The 20065-nt window shown below is 72.5% G+C and carries 19 protein-coding genes; 11 read left to right on the top strand and 8 right to left on the bottom strand.

The features are described from left to right. Window positions 1–750 (bottom strand): oxamate carbamoyltransferase subunit AllH family protein (locus tag ABD944_RS12735; protein WP_345175607.1); only part of this gene is annotated, 750 nt, incomplete at its 3' end. A gap of 212 nt (window positions 751–962) precedes the next feature. On the opposite strand from ABD944_RS12735, the gene ABD944_RS12730 reads away from it, so the two are divergent. The 5 genes from ABD944_RS12730 (at window position 963) to cutA (ending at window position 8311) form a co-directional block, all read left to right on the top strand. Next, window positions 963–2723, top strand: coding sequence for a PucR family transcriptional regulator (locus ABD944_RS12730; protein WP_345175606.1), 1761 nt, complete (start codon window positions 963–965; stop codon window positions 2721–2723). Between the two features lie 211 nt (window positions 2724–2934). Beyond that, entirely contained in the window at window positions 2935–4413 is a 1479-nt protein-coding gene (locus ABD944_RS12725; protein ID WP_345175605.1) for a uracil-xanthine permease family protein, read from the top strand. Between the two features lie 44 nt (window positions 4414–4457). Beyond that, window positions 4458–5321, top strand: a complete 864-nt coding sequence (locus ABD944_RS12720; RefSeq protein WP_345175603.1) for an FAD binding domain-containing protein — start codon at window positions 4458–4460, stop codon at window positions 5319–5321. After that, window positions 5321–5896, top strand: coding sequence for a (2Fe-2S)-binding protein (locus ABD944_RS12715; RefSeq protein ID WP_345175600.1), 576 nt, complete (start codon window positions 5321–5323; stop codon window positions 5894–5896). Before ABD944_RS12720 ends, ABD944_RS12715 begins: the two co-directional genes overlap by 1 nt. Further along, on the top strand, window positions 5897–8311 hold the full coding sequence (cutA, locus tag ABD944_RS12710; protein WP_345175598.1) for an aerobic carbon-monoxide dehydrogenase large subunit: 2415 nt from the start codon (window positions 5897–5899) through the stop codon (window positions 8309–8311). A gap of 160 nt (window positions 8312–8471) precedes the next feature. Here cutA and ABD944_RS12705 read toward each other — a convergent pair whose 3' ends face one another. Then, window positions 8472–9317: a polysaccharide deacetylase family protein gene (locus ABD944_RS12705; RefSeq protein ID WP_345175597.1), complete on the bottom strand. Its 846-nt coding sequence runs from the start codon at window positions 9315–9317 to the stop codon at window positions 8472–8474. 225 nt (window positions 9318–9542) lie between these two features. On the opposite strand from ABD944_RS12705, the gene ABD944_RS12700 reads away from it, so the two are divergent. After that, window positions 9543–10196, top strand: a complete 654-nt coding sequence (locus ABD944_RS12700; RefSeq protein ID WP_345175595.1) for an SRPBCC family protein — start codon at window positions 9543–9545, stop codon at window positions 10194–10196. 71 nt (window positions 10197–10267) lie between these two features. Here ABD944_RS12700 and ABD944_RS12695 read toward each other — a convergent pair whose 3' ends face one another. Beyond that, window positions 10268–10642 (bottom strand): FKBP-type peptidyl-prolyl cis-trans isomerase, encoded by a 375-nt coding sequence (locus ABD944_RS12695; RefSeq protein WP_345175594.1) that lies wholly within the window; start codon window positions 10640–10642, stop codon window positions 10268–10270. 141 nt (window positions 10643–10783) lie between these two features. On the opposite strand from ABD944_RS12695, the gene ABD944_RS12690 reads away from it, so the two are divergent. Genes ABD944_RS12690 through ABD944_RS12680 form a run of 3 tightly spaced genes read left to right on the top strand, consistent with a single transcriptional unit; the run spans window position 10784 to window position 14899 of the window. Continuing rightward, window positions 10784–12823: a hydantoinase/oxoprolinase family protein gene (locus ABD944_RS12690; protein ID WP_345175591.1), complete on the top strand. Its 2040-nt coding sequence runs from the start codon at window positions 10784–10786 to the stop codon at window positions 12821–12823. Continuing rightward, window positions 12820–14649, top strand: a complete 1830-nt coding sequence (locus ABD944_RS12685) for a hydantoinase B/oxoprolinase family protein (protein WP_345175590.1) — start codon at window positions 12820–12822, stop codon at window positions 14647–14649. Before ABD944_RS12690 ends, ABD944_RS12685 begins: the two co-directional genes overlap by 4 nt. A gap of 16 nt (window positions 14650–14665) precedes the next feature. Continuing rightward, the gene (locus tag ABD944_RS12680) at window positions 14666–14899 is read left to right on the top strand and encodes a DUF6247 family protein (RefSeq protein ID WP_345175588.1); all 234 of its coding nucleotides are present in this window, start codon (window positions 14666–14668) and stop codon (window positions 14897–14899) included. A gap of 132 nt (window positions 14900–15031) precedes the next feature. On the opposite strand, the gene ABD944_RS12675 is transcribed toward ABD944_RS12680, so the two are convergent. From ABD944_RS12675 to ABD944_RS12660, 4 genes are all read right to left on the bottom strand, one after another. Then, on the bottom strand, window positions 15032–15379 hold the full coding sequence (locus tag ABD944_RS12675) for a hypothetical protein (protein WP_345175585.1): 348 nt from the start codon (window positions 15377–15379) through the stop codon (window positions 15032–15034). A 126-nt stretch (window positions 15380–15505) separates the two neighbouring features. After that, a complete protein-coding gene (locus tag ABD944_RS12670; protein ID WP_345175583.1) occupies window positions 15506–16027 on the bottom strand; it encodes a hypothetical protein in 522 nt (173 codons plus the stop codon). Window positions 16028–16169: 142 nt separating this feature from the next. Next, a complete protein-coding gene (locus ABD944_RS12665) occupies window positions 16170–17138 on the bottom strand; it encodes an AraC-like ligand-binding domain-containing protein (protein WP_345175581.1) in 969 nt (322 codons plus the stop codon). A 159-nt stretch (window positions 17139–17297) separates the two neighbouring features. Next, window positions 17298–17723, bottom strand: a complete 426-nt coding sequence (locus ABD944_RS12660; protein ID WP_345175580.1) for an ATP-binding protein — start codon at window positions 17721–17723, stop codon at window positions 17298–17300. A gap of 107 nt (window positions 17724–17830) precedes the next feature. Here ABD944_RS12660 and ABD944_RS12655 point away from each other — a divergent pair, with 107 nt between their 5' ends. Next, window positions 17831–18640, top strand: a complete 810-nt coding sequence (locus ABD944_RS12655) for a helix-turn-helix domain-containing protein (protein ID WP_345175631.1) — start codon at window positions 17831–17833, stop codon at window positions 18638–18640. Continuing rightward, a complete protein-coding gene (locus ABD944_RS12650) occupies window positions 18637–18831 on the top strand; it encodes a DUF397 domain-containing protein (RefSeq protein ID WP_345175579.1) in 195 nt (64 codons plus the stop codon). The genes ABD944_RS12655 and ABD944_RS12650 overlap by 4 nt, the downstream gene beginning before the upstream one ends. A gap of 237 nt (window positions 18832–19068) precedes the next feature. On the opposite strand, the gene ABD944_RS12645 is transcribed toward ABD944_RS12650, so the two are convergent. Beyond that, window positions 19069–19809, bottom strand: a complete 741-nt coding sequence (locus tag ABD944_RS12645) for a hypothetical protein (protein ID WP_345175577.1) — start codon at window positions 19807–19809, stop codon at window positions 19069–19071. Between the last annotated feature and the right edge of the window lie 256 nt (window positions 19810–20065).

The raw sequence follows: 20065 nt of genomic DNA, 5'->3' as shown, positions 1-20065 counted from the left end.
GTGCAGTAGCGTCGCGGCCAGCGCGGTCGTGCGGGTGCCCGCGTCGGCGGTGACGGCCGCGCCGAGCCAGTCGGCCAGCCGCACCGCCCCGCCGTGCCGGACGGCGCCGCCGACCAGCCGCAGCGCGACCAGCAGGCCGCACAGGATGTCGTCGCCGGTGGGCGTCAGCCCGGGGCCGAGGCCCATCACCAGCTCGGCCGCCTCCACCGCGGCCGCCGCCACGCCGGCGGCGCAGGCCGCGGCGAGCGCGTCGGGGTCGGGGTGCCCGGCGAGGCCGCCGCCCGACGGCCCGGCGGCGGTGAGGGCGCCCGCCGCGGTCAGTTCGGCCTCCAGGGCGCGCACGCCCCGGGCCAGCGCGTCCGGCCGCAGCCCGCCGAGCGCGGGGGAGGGATCCCACCAGCGGCGCACGCGCACGGTGAGGCCCTCCGCCTCGATCCGGCCGTCGCCGACGAACGCGTCCGCGCCCTCGCGGACGGACCGGAACGGGTGCTCGCGGCGGGTGGCGACCATCACCACCGCGTTGGGCAGGCGTCCGGCGTCGGAGGTGACGACGGCGAGCACGCGCGGCTCGGGGCCTCCCCGCATCTCCAGGTACAGCGCGGCCGGGAACACCGCGATGACGCGGGCGGGGCGGCGCGGCGGGTCGAGCAGCGGCCGCAGCGCGAGGCTCGCGGCGCCGGCGGCGGGGGGCCGGCCCTGGGGGCGGGGACGGGCCGGGAGCCGGATCGGGTCGCGGACGAGAGCGGTCACGGATCCTCCCGAGGCCGGGGTCGGCGGCCGCACGGCGTGCGGGCGGCCCGGCCTCCGGCATGACGGTAGAACGGGCCCGGCATCGGACGTATGGATAATTCTGCCAAGGATGGTTGTCATCGTTCGTCTTTGTTGTCAGTGTTGATCAGGAATCGGTAGCGATCACGCCGTTACGGGCGATGTACGCACCAAAAGGCGAGGTGACCCCTGGCATGAGTTACACCACTGCGGACCCGGGCCCACCGGCCCTCAGGCTCGCGAGTACCGGAACCCTGACCTACGGCCTGTCGGTCGGCGAGGTCCTCGGCGTCAGCACCCTGAACGGCGCCCGCCTCATCGCCGGACGAGCCGGACTCGAACGCGTCGTCCAGCGGCTGAACGTGATGGAGGTCCCCGACATCCTGTCGTGGGTCAAACCGAACGAACTGCTGCTGACCACCGGCTACCCCCTCCGCAACACCCCCCAGTCGCTCGACAACCTGGTGTCCGACCTGGACGAGCGCGGCCTGGCCGCGCTGGCCATCAAGCTCGGCCGCTACCTGGACTCGCTGCCCGCCGAGATGATCGCGCAGGCGGACCGGCGCGGCTTCCCCCTGATCCTGCTCCCGAACGACGTCGGCTTCGACGACATCCTGAACCAGGTGCTGACCGACATCCTGAACCGGCAGGCGGCCGTCCTCGCCCGCACCGAGGAGGTGCACCGGGCGCTCGTGCAGATCGTGCTGTGCGGCGGCGGCCTCCAGGAGGTCGTGGACGAGGTCGCGACGCTGCTGGACGTGGCGGTCGTCGTGCTGGACGGCGAGCAGCGGGTGCTCGCGGGCGCCGGCCCCGACGAGCACGTCCAGGCGATGCGGGCCTTCGACGCGGGCCGGCACGCGGCGTGCGGCCGCGGCGGCTGCGGCATCATCGGCGCGCACGGCACCGGAGACCACCTGGTCGTGCCCGTGATGGCGGGCGGCTTCGACCACGGCCGGATCGTCGCGTTCAGCCCCGGCGGCACCCTGCGCGGCACCGACCTCGGCATCCTGGAGCGCGCCGCGACCGTCGCCGCGCTCGTGGTGACGAAACAGCAGGCCGTCGCGGCCGTGGAGAGCAAGTACCGCGCCGACTTCCTGCGCGACATCCTCGCGGGGCGCGCGGGCGGCGACGACCGGATCGTCGCGCACTGCGGCGGGTTCGGCTGGGACCTGGACCGCCCGATGATGGTGGTCGTCGCCGAGCTGGACGGGCGCCCGCGCGGCGCGGTCTCCCCGGAGGGCGAGGGGAAGGGCCGCGGCAAGGCGGCCGAGCCCGACGGCCCGCGCGGCGTGCGCGGCGCCGAGGAGCGGGCCGCGCAGGAGCGGCTCGCCGCCGCGTGGACGGCCGCCGTCCGGCGGCACGACCGGGGCGCGGCCGTCGCGAGCTTCGCCCACGAGGTCGTGGCGATCGTCGGCGCCGAGGGCGACGACCCCGCCGAGTGGACGGCCGGCCCGGTCCAGGCGATGGTCAAGGAGGCCTCGTCGATCTTCGCCGAGCACCTGCCGGTGCGGCGGACGTTCTCCACCGGCATCAGCCGGACGGTGGCGTCGCCGGCCGCGCTGCCCGAGGCCTACGAGCAGGCGGTGAAGGCGGTGCGGGTCGGGCGCCAGCTCAACGGCGCGGGCGCGCGGGCGCACTTCGACCAGCTCGGCGTCTACCGGCTGCTGAGCCTCGTCTCCGACCCCGAGGAGCTGCACGCGTTCGTCCGCGAGACGCTGGGCGACCTCGCCGCCGACGACGAGCCGGAGCTGGTGGACCTGCGCCGCACCCTCCAGGTGCTGCTGGAGACGAACCTCAACGTCGCCGAGACGGCGCGCCGGCTGCACTTCCACTACAACACGCTGCGGTACCGCATCGGGAAGCTGGAAAGGATGCTCGGAGCCTTCACCGAGGACGCCCATCTGCGACTCAACCTCACCCTCGCCCTTCACGTCCTGCGCATGCGAGGTATCTGAGGGTAGCGGCGGCGTTCCGGCGACCCCGGGACGCCGCACCGGAGCGCCCGGAGGTCCGTGCCCGGATCGGCCCGCCGGCGCACCGGCCGGTCCTCCCAATCCTGGGCGCGGGGTTTGGCAGAAGTCGCCGATGCCCGCCCAACAGGGTAGATCTACCTTGCCCGCATGACAGGCCCGCGGGAACGCGGCCGGCTGAGCAGGAGGCCCCCCGATGATGATCGGCTGGAAGCTGCACGGGGACGGGCGGACCCCGCCCCCCGGGGAGGTCGTCCGCCCGGACGAGCGGCTGTCGTGGCCGCGGACCGCGGGCATCGGCGCCCAGCACGTGGTCGCGATGTTCGGGGCCACGTTCGTGTTCCCGCTCGTGATGGGCCTGGACCCCAACCTCGCGATCATGATGTCCGGGATCGCGACGATCCTGTTCCTGCTGATCGTGGGCGGCCGGGTGCCGAGCTACCTCGGCACGAGCGCCTCGTTCGTCGGCGCGGTCGCGGCGATCCGCGCGGCGGGCGGCGACAGCGCCACCGTCACCGGGGCGATCCTCGTCGCGGGCCTGGTGCTCGCGGTGGTCGGCGTGCTCATCCACGTCGTGGGCGGCGAGGTCATCCACCGGGTGTTCCCGCCGGTGGTCACGGGCGCCGTGGTGATGCTGATCGGGTTCAACCTGGCCCCGGTCGTCGCCACCGTGTACTGGCCCCAGGACCAGTGGGCGGCGCTGGCGACGCTGACGTTCGCGGTGCTCTGCGCGGTGCTGCTGCGGGGGTTCTGGGCGCGGATCACGATCCTGCTGGCGCTGGTGTTCGGCTTCGTCCTGTCGTGGCTCCTCGACGCCACCGCGGGCAAGATCACCTCCGTGCTGCCGGGGCAGAACCTGCTGGACGGGTCGGGCAAGCCGTGCGCGGCCGAGGGCCCCTACTGCGTCGCCACCGCGTTCCCGCACGAGCGGGTGAGCTTCACGGGCGTCAGGGCCGCCGACTGGTTCGGCTTCCCCGACCTGCACGCCCCCGACTTCAAGACCTCGGCGATCCTGCTCGCGCTCCCCGCCGTCATCGCCCTGATCGCGGAGAACACCGGGCACGTCAAGGCCGTCGCCGCGATGACCGGCGACGACCTCGACCCGGTCCTCGGCCGGGCCATCGCCGCGGACGGCGTCGGCACCGCCCTCGCCACCGCCGTGGGCGGCTCGCCCACCACCACCTACGCCGAGAACATCGGCGTCATGGCCGCGACCCGGATCTACTCGACGGCCGCCTATCTCGTCGCCGCCGTCGTGGCGATCCTGTTCGGGCTGTGCCCGAAGTTCGGGGCCCTCGTCGCCGCGACGCCGGGCGGCGTCCTCGGCGGCATCACCGTCGTGCTCTACGGGATGATCGGGCTGCTCGGCGCGAAGATCTGGATCGAGAACCGGGTCGACTTCGGCGACCCGGTCAACCTCGTCCCGGTGGCGGCCGCGATCATCCTGGCGATCGGGAACGTGACACTCCGGGTCACCGACGACTTCCCGCTCCAGGGCATCGCGCTCGGTACCATCGCCGTCCTGGTCGGCTACCACGTCCTGAACGTGCTGCGCCGGCCGGAGGACACCGGCGGCGGCGTCATCGCCCCGGCGGAGCAGGAGATCGGCGGCCCCGTCCGGCACTCCCGGCGCGAGCCGCCCGAACCGGGTGAACCGAAGGGCGATGCGAGCTGACGGGGATGCGAGCTGACCGAGATGCGAGCTGACGGGACCGCGCGGTGAAGCCGCCTCCGTTCGGGTACCACGCGCCGGGCACGCTCGGCGAGGCCCTGGACGCGCTGGCCGCCGCGCCCGGCGGGAAGGTGCTCGCGGGCGGGCAGAGCCTCATCCCGCTGCTGAACATGCGGCTGGCCGCGCCGTCCGACCTCGTCGACGTCAACCGCGTCGCGGAGCTGGACACGCTGCACGTCGGCGACCAGGGCGTGCGGGTCGGCGCGCTCGCCCGGCACGCGCGGGTGGAGCGCTCGGCGGAGGCGGCGGCCGTGCAGCCGCTGCTCGGCCGGGCGCTCCGGCACGTCGCGCACCCGGTGATCCGCAACCGGGGGACGGTCGTCGGCAGCCTCGCGCACGCCGACCCCGCCGCCGAGATGCCCGCGGTGCTGGCCGTCCTCGGCGGGACGGTCGAGGCGGCGTCGGTGCGGGGGCGCCGCACCATCCCGGCCGCCGCGTTCTTCCGCGGGCCCCTGGAATCGGCGCTGGAGCCCGGCGAGCTGGCCGTCTCGGCGTTCTTCCCGGCCGCGCCGCCCCGCACCGGCACCGCGTTCGCCGAGACGGCGCGGCGGCACGGCGACTACGCGCTGAGCGGCGTCGCCGCCGTCGTCGGCCTCGACGAGGACCTGCGGGTCGCCTCCGCCCGGGCCGGGTTCCTCGGCATCGCGCCGACGCCGCTCGTCCTCGACCTGACCGGAGCCGCGGGTCCCCGCGGTGACTGGGCGGCGGCCGCCGCGCACGTCCGCGAGCGGATCGATCCCGAACCCGACATCCACGCGGGCGCCGCGTACCGGCGCCACCTGACCGGCGTGCTCGCCGAGCGCGCCCTGAACGCGGCCGCCGCCGAGGCGCTGCGGAGGGCGGAGGACTGATGGCCGAGGGCTTCGAGGTCGCGCTGACCGTCAACGGGACGCACCGCACGGCCCGCGTCCCGGCGCGTCGGCTGCTGTCGGACCTGCTCCGGCACGACCTCGGGCTCACCGGCACGCACGTCGGCTGCGAGCACGGCGTGTGCGGGTGCTGCACCGTCCTGCTGGACGGGGAGCCGGTGCGCTCGTGCCTGATGCTCGCCGTCACCGCCGCGGGCCACGAGGTCACCACCGTCGAGGGGCTCGCCGCGCCGGACGGGACGCCGTCGCCGGTGCAGCGCGCGTTCCGCGAGTGCCACGGGCTGCAGTGCGGGTTCTGCACGCCCGGCTTCCTCTGCACCGTCACGGCGCTGCTCCGGGAGACGCCGCGCCCGACGGACGACCAGGTCCTGGAGGGGATCTCCGGGAACCTGTGCCGCTGCACCGGCTACCAGAACATCGTCAAGTCGGTGCACCGCGCCGCCGACCTGCTCAGCGGGGCCGAGGGGAGCGGGGGGCCGTCCCCCCGCGACGAACCCGGCGGTTCCGGGGGGCGCGGGGGGTCGTCCCCCCGCAACGAGACAGCCGAGGAGTCGTGAATGGGCACCAGGGTCTTCGGTGAGCCGGTCGAGCGGCGCGAGGACGCGAGGCTCCTCACCGGGCGCGGCCGCTACCTCGACGACCTCGGGCGGGACGCGCTCGCGGCGGCGTTCGTGCGCTCCCCCCACGCGCACGCCCGGATCGCCGACATCGACGTGTCGGGGGCGCTCGACGTCGACGGGCTGGTCGCCGTCTACACGTGGGAGGACCTGCCCGGCAAGGTCGGGGACCCGCTGCCGCTGCTCATCCCGCACCCCGCCCTGACCCACGGCCGCACCGGGTACCCGCTGGCCCGCGACGTCGTCCGGCACGTCGGCGAGCCCGTGGCGATGGTCGTGGCCCGCGACCGCTACCTGGCCGAGGACGCCGTCGAACGCATCCGCGTCGAGTACGAGCCCCTGCCGCCCGTCGTCGGCATCGAGAACGCGGAGCGCGCCGAGCACCTGGTCCACGACGACGTGCCCGGCAACGTGGGCGCCGTCCTGGTCCAGGAGAACGGCGACGCCGCCGCCGCGATCGGCGCGGCGCCGCACGTGCTGGAGTTCCGGCTCTCCATCGAGCGCAGCGCGTCCATGCCCCTGGAGGGCCGCGGCGTCTACGCCCGGTGGGACGCCGACGACGGCTCGCTGCGCGTGTACTCCTCCACTCAGGCGTCCACCAGCGTGCGGGCGGCGATCGCGGCGCGGCTCGGGCTGCCGAACGGCAAGGTCGAGGTGATCGCGCCGGACGTCGGCGGCGGCTTCGGCGTGAAGATCGTCCACCCGTGGCCCGAGGAGGTCCTCGTGCCGTGGGCGGCGCGGCTGCTGGACCGCGAGATCAAGTGGACCGAGGACCGCCGCGAGCACTTCGTCTCCGCCGCGCACGAGCGCGGGCAGCTCCAGGACGTGCGGGTCGGCTTCGACGGCGAGGGCCGTGTCCTCGGCCTGGACGTGCGGATCCTGCACGACCACGGCGCCTACACCCCGTACGGGATCATCATCCCGATCGTCACCTCCACCCAGCTCCTCGGCCCCTACAAGATCGGCGCGTACCGGGCGGAGGTCGTCAGCCTCTACACCAACACCCTCATCGTCACCCCGTACCGGGGCGCGGGCCGCCCGCAGGGGGTGTTCTGCATGGAGCGGACGATGGACCGCATCGCCCGCCACCTCGGCCTCGACCGCGCCGACGTGCGCGCGGCCAACGTCATCCAGCCGGACGAGTTCCCCTACGACCAGGGCCTGACGTTCCAGGACGGCCGCCCGCTGATCTACGACTCGGGCGACTACCCCGAGCTGCTCCGCAAGGTCCGCGAACTGATCGGCTGGGACGGCTTCGAGGCCGAGCGCGCCGCCGCCGCGTCCCGCGGCCGCCGCCTCGGCATCGGCCTCGGCGTCTACGTGGAGGGCACGGGCGTCGGCCCCTACGAGGGCGGGCACGTCGAGATCGACACCGCGGGGCGGGTGCACGTGTCGACCGGGCTCACCTCGCAGGGCCAGGGCCACGAGACCGTGTTCGCGCAGATCGCCGCCGCCGAGCTGGGCGTCCCCATCGAGGACGTCCACGTCACGACGGGCGACACGCGGCGGTTCGGGTACGCGGTCGGGACGTTCGCGTCCCGCGCGGCGGTGATGAGCGGCAACGCGATCGCGCTGGCGTGCCGGAAGGTCCGCGGCAAGGCCCTGCGCATCGCGGGGGAGGCCCTGGAGGCCGACCCGGACGACCTGGAGATCACCGACGGGGTCGTGCACGTGCGCGGCGACCGGTCCGCGGCCGTCCCGCTGCGGACGGTGGCGGTGCTGTCCAACCCGCTGCGGTACGCGTTCGACGAGGAGGCCGCGGCGGCGACGCAGTTCGCGGTGGGGCGCCCGGTCACCGAGCCGCCCGTCGCGGCCGGGGACGAGCCCGGCCTGGAGGGCCGCGACTACTACTCGCCGGTGCGCTCGACGTTCGCCTCGGGCGCGCACGCCGCGATCGTGGAGGTCGACCCGGACACCGCCGAGGTCGCGATCCTGCGGTACGCGGTCGTGCACGACTGCGGGCGGCTCGTCAACCCGATGGTGGTCGAGGGCCAGATCCACGGCGGCGTCGCGCAGGGCGTCGGCGGCGCGCTGTACGAGCGGATGGTGTACGACGAGTCGGGGCAGCTGCTCAACGCCTCGTTCATGGACTTCCTGATGCCGTACGCGACGGAGATCCCGCGCATCGAGACCGACCATCTGGAGACGCCGTCGCCGCTGAACCCGCTCGGCATCAAGGGTGCGGGGGAGGCGGGCGTCATCCCCGTGTCGGCGGTGATCGCGTCGGCGGTCGAGGACGCGGAGGGGATCCGGGTGGACGCGATGCCGCTGTCGCCCGACGACCTGTACACGCTCCGGCTGCGCGCCGCGGACGACCCGTCGCTGCGCGTCCGCGAGGGCGCCGGCGCCGTCTGAGGCGGCGCGCGGTCGGGGCGTCTCCCGGGCGCCGGGCGGGGGCGAGGCTGGCGGGGCCGGCTCGGGAAAGCAGGGGACCTCGGCCCCGCCAGCGTGTTGACCTTAGGCACAGTCCGCCCGGCCCTCCGGCTCAACCGGGTTTCCTCCGGGAAGGTCCCTTTCAGGCGTGGGACGGCTGGTCGGGGGCATTTCCGCCGAGCGAGCGCGGCAGGTAGTTCTGCACGGCGGCGGGCCGGAAGCCGGCCTGCCTGATCCAGCCGAGGATCATCTGGAACTCCTGGGCGAGCCCCTTGCGGTAGTGCATGAGGACGATGTCGCCGGGCTTGAACCCCTTGCCGCCGTCGCCGCGCGCGAAGCCGTTGTAGCCGACTCCGGGCCCGGAGGTGCCGTTGTAGAACTCCGCCGACCAGAGCAGCACCGACTTGATGCCGCATTCCTTGGCCACCTGGAGGGTGGTCTGGTTGTAGCTCCCGAACGGCGGACGGAAGATCTGCGGCCGGCGCCCGTACTGCTTCGTGATGGCCTCGGAGGAGTCGCAGATCTGCTTCTTCTGCGCCTCGGCGCTCAGCGTCGCCATGTTGGGGTGCGTGACGGTGTGGTTCTCCATCTGCGAGCCCGCGTTGCGCAACGCCCAGAAGTACTGCCCCTGCCCCTTGATGTAGGTGGAGGTCAGGAACGTCAGGATGGGGACCTTCTCCTTGCGGACGAGGTTCACGAACTCCGAGTCGTAGGTGTAGCCGTCGTCGATGGTCAGGAAGACGACGCGGTCCTGCGTCTGGATGCTCCTGATGACGGGCGGCAGGCCGTTCGCGGCGGGCTGCGGCGCCGTCCAGGACCCGGGCCTGGGCGTCGCCCACTGCTGGTCGTCGAGCACGGAGGCGAGCTGCGTCCGCATGGACGGGCCGGACTCGCCGCCCAGCCGGGCGGCCACGACGGGCCAGCCGCCCGCCGCCACGCCGAACACTCCGGCGGCGACCATGGCGATCACGGGCGTCTTCCCTGGCATCGGCCGCGTACTCCGTTCGGTCGGGGGGTCTGCAGCTCTCAGGGGCGTGCAGTGGGTCCGCATCGGTTGACGCGCGAGCGGCGAGCGGGGTTCGCACCCGCGCGGAACCTGGCGGACATATCTGACCATTCCCAGCGGCCCCGGGGGTGCATCTGCCCAATCCTCGGCGTGTACTCGGCAGAAGTTGCCGTTCGGGGAGGCCGCGGGGTTCTCTAAAGTCGGGTCATGCAGCTCACCGGCAGTGCCAGCGTCGCCGCGCCGCTCGACCGCGTCTGGGACGCGCTCCAGGATCCGGCCGTGCTGGCGAGGACGATCCCCGGGTGCCGCTCCCTGGAGGAGACGGGGGACGGCACCTACCGCATGACGGTCACCGCGGGCGTCGCGTCGATCCAGGGCACCTACGTGGGGCAGGTCGAGCTGGCCGACCCCGACCCGCCGCGCTCGTTCGTCCTGCGCGCCCGCGGCCAGGGCGCGCCCGGCACGGTGGACGCCACGGTCCGCGTCCGGCTGTCGGACGGCGACGGCGCGACCCGCATCGACTACGACGCGGACGCGGTCGTCGGCGGGATGGTCGGCGGCGTCGGGCAGCGGATGCTCGGCAGCGTCGCCAAGCGCACCGCGGGCGAGTTCTTCTCCGCCGTCGAACGCGACCTCACGGCCCTGGCCCCGAGCCCGAGCCCAGGCCCGGCCCCGGCCGCGGAGCCGGTTCCCGCGGCTCGGCCGGCCCCGTCCGCCGCCGGGACCGTGTATCCGGGACGCGCCGCGGCCGCGCCTCCCTCCCCGGAGTGGCTCCCGATGGCCGTCGCGTTCGGAACCGGCGGAGCGGTCGCCCTCGCGGGCGTCGCGGTCGGCTACCTCATCGGCCGCCGCTCCCGCTGACCCGCCCTCCGGAAACGGCGACGGCGGGCGCCCCGGGCGAGATCGCCCGGGGCACCCGCCGCCGGAAGCCGCTAGCTGACGCCGACCAGGTCGACGACGAAGATGAGCGTCTCGCCGGGCTTGATGGCGGGGCTCGGGCTGCGGTCGCCGTAGGCCAGGTGCGGCGGGATGACCAGCTTGCGCCGGCCGCCGACCTTCATCCCGACGATGCCCATGTCCCAGCCCTTGATGACGCGGCCGGAGCCGAGCTCGAAGTCGAACGTGCCGCCGCGGTTCCACGACGCGTCGAACTCCTCGCCGGTCGACCACGACACGCCGACGTAGTGCATCGACACACGCGAGCCCTTGACGGCCTCCGGGCCGTCGCCCTCGGTGATGTCGGTGATGTCGAGGTACGCGGGCGGCTGGCCCTCGGGAAAGTCGATCTCGGGGCGTTCAAGCGCCATGAACGGGCTCCAGCGGTCGTCAGATGTGCGGACAGGACAGAGCTGCTCAGCCTATCCGCACGCCGGTCACGAAAGAACGACGCCTCCATTGGCAGGTTGCGACGGTTTCGCAGGTGGCCGGCGTCCGGTAGACCTCTGTGCATGGTGAGGCGGCTGAGGATCGGCATCGACACGGGCGGGACGTTCACCGACGTCGTCGCGCTGGACGGCGACGGGGCGCTCGTCACCACCAAGACGCCCTCGACGCCCGCCGACCCGGCCGAGGGGTTCGCCGACGGCGTCGCGAAGATCCTGCGGCTGACCGGCGCGGAGCCGGCGGACGTGGCGGCGCTGTCGCACGGCACGACGGTCGCCACGAACCGCCTGCTGGAGGACCGGATCGACGACCTCGGGCTCGTCACCACCGAGGGCTTCGAGTCGATCCTGGAGATCGCCAGGCAGAGCGTCCCGGACGGCTACGGCAACAGCTACTTCTGGGTGAAGCCGCCGCGGATCGTCCCCGCGCACCGGGTGCGGGCGGTCGGCGGGCGGCTCGACCACACCGGCGCCGAGCTGCGCCCGTTCGACGAGGAGTCGGCCGTCGCGGCGGCCCGCTGGTTCCGCGACCAGGGCGTCCTCGCGATCGGGGTGTGCTTCCTGCACTCCTACGCCGACCCGTCCCACGAGCTGGCGATGCGGGACGTGCTGGCCCGGGAGCACCCGGACGCGGTCGTGTCGCTGTCGTCCGAGGTGCTGCGCGAGTACCGCGAGTACGAGCGGTCGGTGACGACGCTCGTCGACGCCGCCGTCAAGCCCGCGATGAACGGCTACCTCGCGCGGATCGCCGAGCGCGTCGCGGCCCGGCTGCTGGTGATGAAGAGCAACGGCGGCGTCCTGTCGGCGGAGGAGGTGGCGCGGCAGCCGATCACGACCGTTCTGTCCGGCCCGGCGGCCGGGGCGCTCGGCGCGGCGTTCGTGGTCGCGCGCAGCGGCCGCGGCTCGGTGGTGACGCTGGACGGCGGCGGGACGTCCACCGACGTCGCGGTCGTCCTGGACGGCGAGCCCACCCTCACCACCGAGGGGTCCATCGGCCGCCACCCCGTCAAGATCCCGATGATCGACATCGTGACCGTCGGGGCGGGCGGCGGGTCGGTCGCGTGGCGCTCGCCCGACGGCGCGCTGAAGGTCGGGCCGCGCAGCGCCGGGGCCGACCCCGGGCCGCTGTGCTACGGGCGCGGCGGCGCCGAGGTCACGGTGACCGACGCGCACGCCGTCCTCGGCCGCATCCCGCCGCACCTGCTGGGCGGCGAGGTGCCCCTGGACGTGGACGCCGCCCGCCGGGGCCTGGAGGCCCTCGCCGCGGACCTCGGCCTCTCCGTGGAGCGGGCCGCGGCCGGGATCCTGGAGATCTCCGCGTGGAACCAGGCCAACGCCATCCGGCAGATCACCGTGAAGCGCGGCCTGGACGTGCGCGACTACCCGCTCGTCGCGTTCGGCGGCTCCGGGCCCCTGCTGGCGTGCCGGCTGCTGGACGTCCTCGGCCTGCCCGCCGCGGTCGTCCCGGAGAACCCCGGCAACCTGTCGGCCTTCGGGCTGCTCACCGTGGACGTGAAGAACGACTACGTCCGGACCCGCGTCGTCCGCGACGCCGAGCTCGACCCCGCGCTCCTCGCCGGCGTCTACGCCGACCTCGAATCCGAGGCCGCCGAGGCCCTGGCGCGCGAGGGGTTCCCCGAGGACCGCCGCCGCTTCGCCCGCTCCGCCGACCTGCGCTACTACGGCCAGGCGTTCGAGGTGCGGGTCGCCGCCCCCGCCGGGCCGCCGGACGAGGGGCTGCGCGCCGAGGTCGTCCGCCGCTTCCACGACGCGCACGAGGCCCTCTACGGGTACTGCTACCGGGACGACCCGCGCCATCCCGTCGAATGGGTCAACCTGCGGGTCTCCGGCATCGGCCCCATCGAACGGCCGCGCCCGGCCGAGCGTCCGCCCGGCGACGGCGACCCGTCGCGGGCCCGCACCGGCACCCGGGCCGTCCACTTCGACGCGTGGGAGGAGGCGGCCGTCTACCGGCGCGAGAAACTCGCGCCCGGCGACACCGTCGAGGGCCCGGCCGTCATCGAGGAGTTCGGCTCGACGCTCCCGCTGCATCCCGGCTTCACGGCGGCCCTCGACGGCCACGGCAACCTGGTGGTGACCCGATGACCGGCCCCGCGCCCGACCCGATCCTGCTGGAGATCGTCGAGGGGACGCTCGCCTCGGTGGAGCGCGAGGTCGAGACGGCCATCGCCCGCACCGCCCGCTCCCCGATGATCCGCGACGCGCACGACTTCCGCGCCGGGATCCACGACCGCCGCCTGCGCAAGCTGACCGGACGGTCCTACTCGGCGCTCGTCCAGCCGGTCGCCCGCGACTTCCCGCCGGACGAGATGCGGCCCGGCGACGTCTTCTTCCACAACGACGTCTACCTGTCCGAGGGCGGCATCGGGCACCTGCCCGACCTGTGCGTGACGGTCCCGGTGTTCCACGGCGACGAGGTGGTCGCGTTCGTCCAGGCGTTCGGCCACCACGACGACATCGGCGGCGCCGTCCCGGGGTCGATGCCGAGCCACGCCCGCAGCGCGTTCGAGGAGGGCCTGATGGTCCCGCCGATCAAGCTGTGGGACCGGGGCGTGCCGAACCGGGCGGCGCTGACCATCATGACCCGCAACTCGCGGATGCCCGACTCGCTCGCCGGCGACCTGGACGCCGAGTGCTCGGCCTGCCTGATGGGCGCCCGCCGCCTCGGCGAGCTGTTCGCCCGCTACGGCCGCGCCGACGTCGAGGCCTGCTTCGACGCGATCATCGACCGGACCACCGAGACGTTCCGCCGCGAGCTGCTCACCAAGATCCCGGACGGGACGTTCGTGTGGGAGGACTACGCCGAGCACGACGGCGTCGACCCGCCCCGCCTGCACGCCCAGCGCATCACGCTGACGGTCGACAAGGCGGCCGCCGTCCCGCTCGTCATCGACTTCACCGGGACGTCCCCGCAGGCCAAGGGGCCCATCAACCACGCCGGTGACTACTCGGGCGGCGTGTTCCTGAAGAAGTGGCTGGCGCCCGTCCTGCGCAACCTCGCCGACACCCCGGAGCGGGCCGCCGAGCTCGACGTCAACGAGGGCGTGGTGCCGCTCATCGAGATGCGGTTCCCGGAGAAGGGCACCCTGCTCACACCCGTGTTCCCCGCCCCGACCAACGCCCGCACGTTCGTCATCCTGCGGCTCCTCGGCGTCCTCGCGGGCGTGCTGGCCAAGGCGACGGGCGGCCGGATGCCCGCCGACCAGGAGACGATCCGCTACACCGGCGTCTACGGCGAGGACGACCGGGGCCCCTACCTGATGCGGGAGGTGCTCGGCGGCGGCTCCGGCGGCCGCTCCTACGCCGACGGCGAGGACACCATCCACGTCGTGCCCGACTCCCGCAACATCCCCGCCGAGTTCGCCGAGGCCCGCTGGCCGTTCGTCGTCGAGCGCCTCGGCCTCGCCGTCGACTCGGGCGGGCCGGGGGAGCACCGCGGCGGCCTCGGCTACGACAAGCACATCCGGATGCTCCGCGACGCCCACTACATGTCGATCGCCGACCGCTCCATCCTGTCGTGCTGGGGCGTCAACGGCGGACGCGCGGGGCGCCCGTTCCGCGTCGACATCGACGGCGAGGAGATGGACGGCCTCGTCGACGACCGTCCCGTCCGCGCCGGGCAGGTCATCCGCATCCGCACCACCGGCGGGGGCGGCTGGGGCGACCCCCTGAACCGCGACCCGTCCCGCGTCGCCGCCGACGTCCGCGACGGCAAGGTCTCCCCGGCCGGCGCCCGCGACGACTACGGCGTCGTCCTCACCGGCGGCGCCGTGGACGCCGAGGCGACCGAGACCCTCCGAGCGCGCCTCCGCGCGGAACGCGGCCCCGTCCCGTTCTTCGACCGAGGCCCCGGCTACCCGCGACTCTCCGGCGGCGCCACCTCCGCCGAAGTCGACTCCCTCGACCCCTGAGGAGCTTCTGCTCGCCATGCCGGACGTGTTCCCGTGGGTGCGTCACCTCAGCACCGAGGAGGTCCGCGCCTTCACCGTGGAGCTCGTCGAGGCCCTCTCGGACGCGGCGGAGCTCGACCTCGACACGTCCCTCAACGAGGTGGTCGCCGGGTGGCGTGCCACCGCGCGCATCAAGGCGGACCCCGAGCAGCACGAGGAAGCGGTGCGGCCCACCAGCGGTGACTTCGGTCCGGTGGAAGTCATCCCATGAGCCCCAAACGAGGGGACAGGGTCACCGTCCCGCCCGCCGCCGACGAGTGGGACTTACGCTTCGGAACGAGCGAGGCGGCGCGCGGCTGGGAGGAGCGTACGAGGCGGCGCCGTCGCGCCCCTCTTGAGGGCCCTACCGCTCGGGTTCGCGGCCGGCGGCGAGTTCGGCGAAGACGTGGTCGGGGTCGTGCTGCTGCCAGTAGCGGAACATGAGCGAGACCCGGCCCCCGTCGTCGCCGAACGCGCTGATCGGCTGCGAGGCGTCCACGAGGTAGCGCGGCTCGTCCCACTGCTGCGCCACGACCGCCAGCGGGCGGCCGGCCACGAGGATCCACGTCGCCCGCCCACCGGCGATCACGGCGAGGAAATGCCCCTCCAGGAGCCCCGCGACCACGTCGCCCAACGGGGTCCCGGGCGGCACGTCGATGCTCCGGGCATGGGGCCGGACGTCGTCGCCCGCCGCCACGCTGCCGCGATCCACCTTGATGATCATTGTTCCGCCGCCCTCCGCAGCCGCCAGTATGCCCCTTACCGGCGCGACCACGTCCCGCCGCCGGACGGCGACGGGACGCGGCGTGCTGTTCCCCTGGGTTCGAGGACCGTCAGGTCAGCAGGCCTGGACGTAGTACGCCGGCCTGAAGTCGTACGTGCCGTCGGTGCCCGGAGGGACGTTGACGAGCACGTTGTGCGCGATGCCCTTGATGAAGGCGTGCGCTCCGCCGGTGTTGGAGTTGTCGTAGAGGCCGGTGCCGTTCCACGCCCGCAGCGCCCAGTCCGCTCCGCCGCGACGGCAGTGGAAGAGGGAGAAGACCTTGCCTCCCTCGGCGGCCAGGACGTTGGTGTAGAGGCAGAAGTGGCCGGTCGGGCACGGCGTGCCGCTGGTCGTGTTGATCCACGTCCAGCAGTCGGCGCTCACGTAGATGTTGGCGCAGTACGGGACGCCGACGACCGACGCGTTGTCGTTGCCGTGGTCCTGCTGGACCGGCGCCGCAGCGGGGGCGACCCGCTTGCCGTCGGCCCGGACGGACCCGCCGCCGGGACCGGCGGCGTAGGCGGCGCCGCTGCCGGCGAGGAGCACCGTCAGGCAGATCACCAGCCCGAGCGCCTTGCGCAGTGTTCGTGGTGCCATCAGAGGACAACCTTTCTCGTGTGCCGCGAGGTCGTGCCTCTTGCAGGAGCGATGCGGAGCGGGGAGGTCGGATCTTGCAGGGAGCGTCCGGGCCTCGCGTGGTTTCACGATTGAGGGTGCAGGCCGCTGACCTGGCCTGTCGTTACGTGTGCGCGCACTCGCCTGTCGCCTGAGCGCACTGCCGGCGGAACTGGCCGGGGGAGAGGCCGTAGGCTCCGCGGAACACCTGGCTGAAGTGCGCGGCGCTGCCGAATCCCCACCGGGCCGCGATCGCGTTGATCGGACGGTCGGCCAGCCGGGGATCGGCGAGGTCGCGCAGGCAGCGCTCCAGGCGGCGCTCGCGGATCCAGCCGGCGACGGTGTGCCCCTCCTCATGGAAGAGCTTGTGGAGGTAGCGCAGCGAGATGTGATGAGCCGTGGCGATCGCGTCCGGCGTCAGGTGCGGGTCGGCCAGGTTCCGGCGGATGAAGCTGAAGATCTGGGCCATCAGCACATGCCGCCTCGCCTGGGGCGGCACCACGTCCGGGGCGTCCAACGCGGTGGCGAGCGCCGCGGTGAAGACGTCCAGCGTGAGGGTGGACAGCCGGGCGGTGTCGGACGGCCCGAGTTCATGCATGTGCCGGGCCAGTTGCAGCAGGAACTGCGACGACAGCGCCCCCACACCCTGATCCCTCCGGAGTCGGACCCCGGCCAGCCGCCGCAGATCCCGATGCGGGAACGGCAGCAGCGAGCGAGGAAGGCACAGGACCAGCACCTGCCCGCGGGGAACGTCCGGCGATAACTCCGCCCGGTAGGGCCGCGAGGTGTCGGCCAGCACCAGGTCCCCGGGACCGAACTCCGCCCGCCGACCGTCTTGCGCCATCACGCCGTGCCCGCGCACGGTGCACACCAAAATGAAGGCCCCGGGATCGGACTGACGGATCAGCTTGGGGGTGCGCTCCACCGAGTACGGCGTGGCGGTCATCAAGGACGCCTGCACGGGCCCGAATTCACTGATGCAGAGACGGGCCTGGAAACGGCTCTCCAGGTGCGGTTCGCAGTGCAGTTCGCAGGGGCCCCAGACTTTCGAGGTGACCTCGTGCCAGAAAGCGAATCGCTCCGCCACGGGCACTTCCGCGGTACTGATCACTTTCATGAACCCACCCGAACACGGTCGTGGCGGGGTTTCGGAACAGCCTCACCCGAACACCTCCATGAACGCAACCCGCCGTTTCCGCCCGTGGGCGGGGTGTCGAAATGCGCATTTATCGAGATTCTGTGCCATTTACTCCTAGGGGATGATTCGGGCCCAGACCCACTTGCCGCCGCAGGGGTCGCGCATCGCCCCGCACGCGGCGGACAGGGCCTGGACGATGTGCAGCCCCCACCCGCCGTTGTCGTCGAACGCCTCCTCGGACAGGTCGAGGCCGTCGAGGGTGAGCTCGACCTTCGGCCGGGCTTCGGGGAGGTCGGAGGCTCCGTCCCACACCGCGACGATGACCCCGTGCGCGTCCCTGCTGACCTGGAGCCGCAGCTCCGCGTGCGGCGTCCGGTCCACCGCGTTCGTGACGAGTTCGGAGACGATCAGCAATGCGTCGTCGAGAACATGCGAATAGCCCCATTTGTGAAAGCGTGCCCCCGCCAGCGTCCGCGCCAGCCCCACCGCCGCCGCCGATCCCGCCAAGGAAATGATCAGATCCCCGGTCGCCGTCGTCATGACCGCCTCACCCTCGTCCGAGTTTCGGATTCTCTAGGGCAAGGATGGCTGTAGCGGCCTAGTGTTTCGTGTTAGTGAACGGAGACGAAACAGGAGTTCCCGTGACCATGGTTCGCGACCCCCTTGAGCCCAAGATCTCTCTGTGGCATTTTCTTGCGTTCTATCTGCGGTTTCTGCGCGAGAGGGCAGGGCTCTCCCTCAGCCAGTGCGGCAAGATCATTGGCGTTGCTCGATCAACTGTTTCGAATATCGAGGCTGGCCGACAACGGCCACAAGAGGACCAACTTGCGAGACTGGACGAGCAATATGGCACAGGGAGGCTATTGCAACTCTTGCTGTGGTATGCCCGAAACACTCACGATCCCGATTGGGGGCGTCAGCTGGTTCCATTCGAGGAGCAGGCAGCCGCGTTCAGGGCCTACCACGGCAAGTCGATTCCAAGACCGTTTCAAACTGAGGACTACATGCGTGCCCTTGCCATGGCAGGCGCACCGGATGATGCCGATGACACTGTTGCCAGGCGTTTGGCTCGCCAGCAGGTCCTGCTCGACCGGGAGAAGCCGCCGTTCTTTTATCTGATCCTAGAAGAGGACGTGCTTCGTACCTGCGTGGGGGGCCCAGAGATCATGAAGGCTCAGCTCGCACACCTGCGCGGGATGATGGACCTACCTCAGGTCATCATCCGCTTCGTCCAACCGGCTGCGGGAGCCCACGAAGGGTTCGACGGTGCTTTCCAGATCATCAGCTTGGAACGCCGGGATGTGGCGTTCGCTGGCGCTCAATACGGCGGGCGACTGATCGAAGGTCCAAGCGAGGTGAGGGATCTCTGGGCTAGATTCGATCGTATCGGTGCGAAGGCTCTTTCTGAGGACGCCTCGCGCGCTCTGGTCGAGCGGTACTTGGAGCAGGTCACATGAACGTCCAATGGCGCAAGAGCACCCGTAGCAGTGGTGTTAACGACGAAGACTGCGTTGAGCTGGGGCGTTTGGCCGCCGGGGCCCGTATCGGCGTCCGCGACTCGAAGGACCCGGACGGCGGTCACGTGTCTATGACCGCAGCCCAGTTCGCTGGTCTGATTGCGGAGATCAAGCGGCGTTCAGGGTGGTGACCGAGCCTGTGTGACGGCCTCTGAGCCGCCATCAGCGGTGGGAGGGAACAGGGCCCGGCAGTGGGTGCCGGGCCCTGCGTGTTGGGCGGCGCGTCCGTGGACGCGCCGCCCGGACAGCACCCCGCCGGCCGTGGTTCGACCGGTGGAGTCCTGCGGTTCGGTCGGGCGGCGTCGAGCCGCCCGACCGCCTGTGCTTCAGGCGTCACGAAACACCTTGTCCTCGCGGCGCTCGGCCTCTCAGTTGAGGCCGAACAACGCGGAGACTTGCCGCGCCAGCTTCTCCTCGGTGACCGTGGAGTCCACCTGGAGCCCGTGCAGGCCCAGATGCTCGACCTGGTCGGCGATCCGTTGGGTGAACATCGCGTCGCGCTGGAGGAGCTTCTCCAGCGCCTGCGCCGGGTCACTGGTCTTGGCGATGAATCCCCACTCCAGGCCGCCGCGGTGCTCGAACACCGACGTGCGGAACTCTGGCGTGGGCAGCAGCCACACCGCCTGGTCCTTCCTTGCCAGCAGTGGCAGGACGAGGTCCGGCAGCAGCCGGAAGCCCTCGGCGATCACTGGCCGGTCGTCGGGAAGTTCCAGGAGATCCTTGACGATCTCGTCGAACCCCTCCCCCTGGTACCAGTGGAAGGTGTCGAGCATCGCCTGAGGGGTCCTGGTCACCCACCGCTGGTCCATGCTCATGGCCGCGAAGCCCCGCAGGTAGGGGGCCTGCTCCACGGGCATGCGACGGGCGTGGGCGGGCATGGTCGCGTCCGTGTCGTACAGGTACACCTCACCCTGGTCGGCGAGGCGCCGGGCGGTGGTCGTCTTCCCGCCGCCGCTGCCGCCGCCGATCCAGAAGACGTGACGCAACCGCTCCCGCACCATGGCGAGGGGAGAGCTGGCGTCAGTGAAGTCGGTCTCCGCCGGATCGGCGTGAGTGGTGAGCGGCCTGGCGCCGCCGTTGTCATGCGGAGCGACCCTTGCGCTGTCCATGCGCTGCATAGGGTTGCCTCCCGGTGTGAGTTGGCTTTGCCCAGCTGTTGATCAGCCGGGCCTTTCCGCCGTGGACCCGAGTGGTCACGGCACATGATCATCATGATCCAGATAGAGGTGGTTTGTCTAACGCCTTTGCACTGCACGGGATCTGCCGCCGACGGCCTTGCGGAGCAGGGGCGCCCTGCTTTTCGATTCGCGGCGGACCCGGTAATCGTCCGTGGTAGGCAAACTCGTCTGTGACCTGCTGTTCTGG

Source organism: Actinomadura verrucosospora (genome assembly GCF_039540335.1).
GTDB classification, from domain to species: domain Bacteria; phylum Actinomycetota; class Actinomycetes; order Streptosporangiales; family Streptosporangiaceae; genus Spirillospora; species Spirillospora verrucosospora.
Note: the sequence above shows the minus strand (reverse complement) of the source record. Positions and strands in the feature narration are given on the sequence as shown.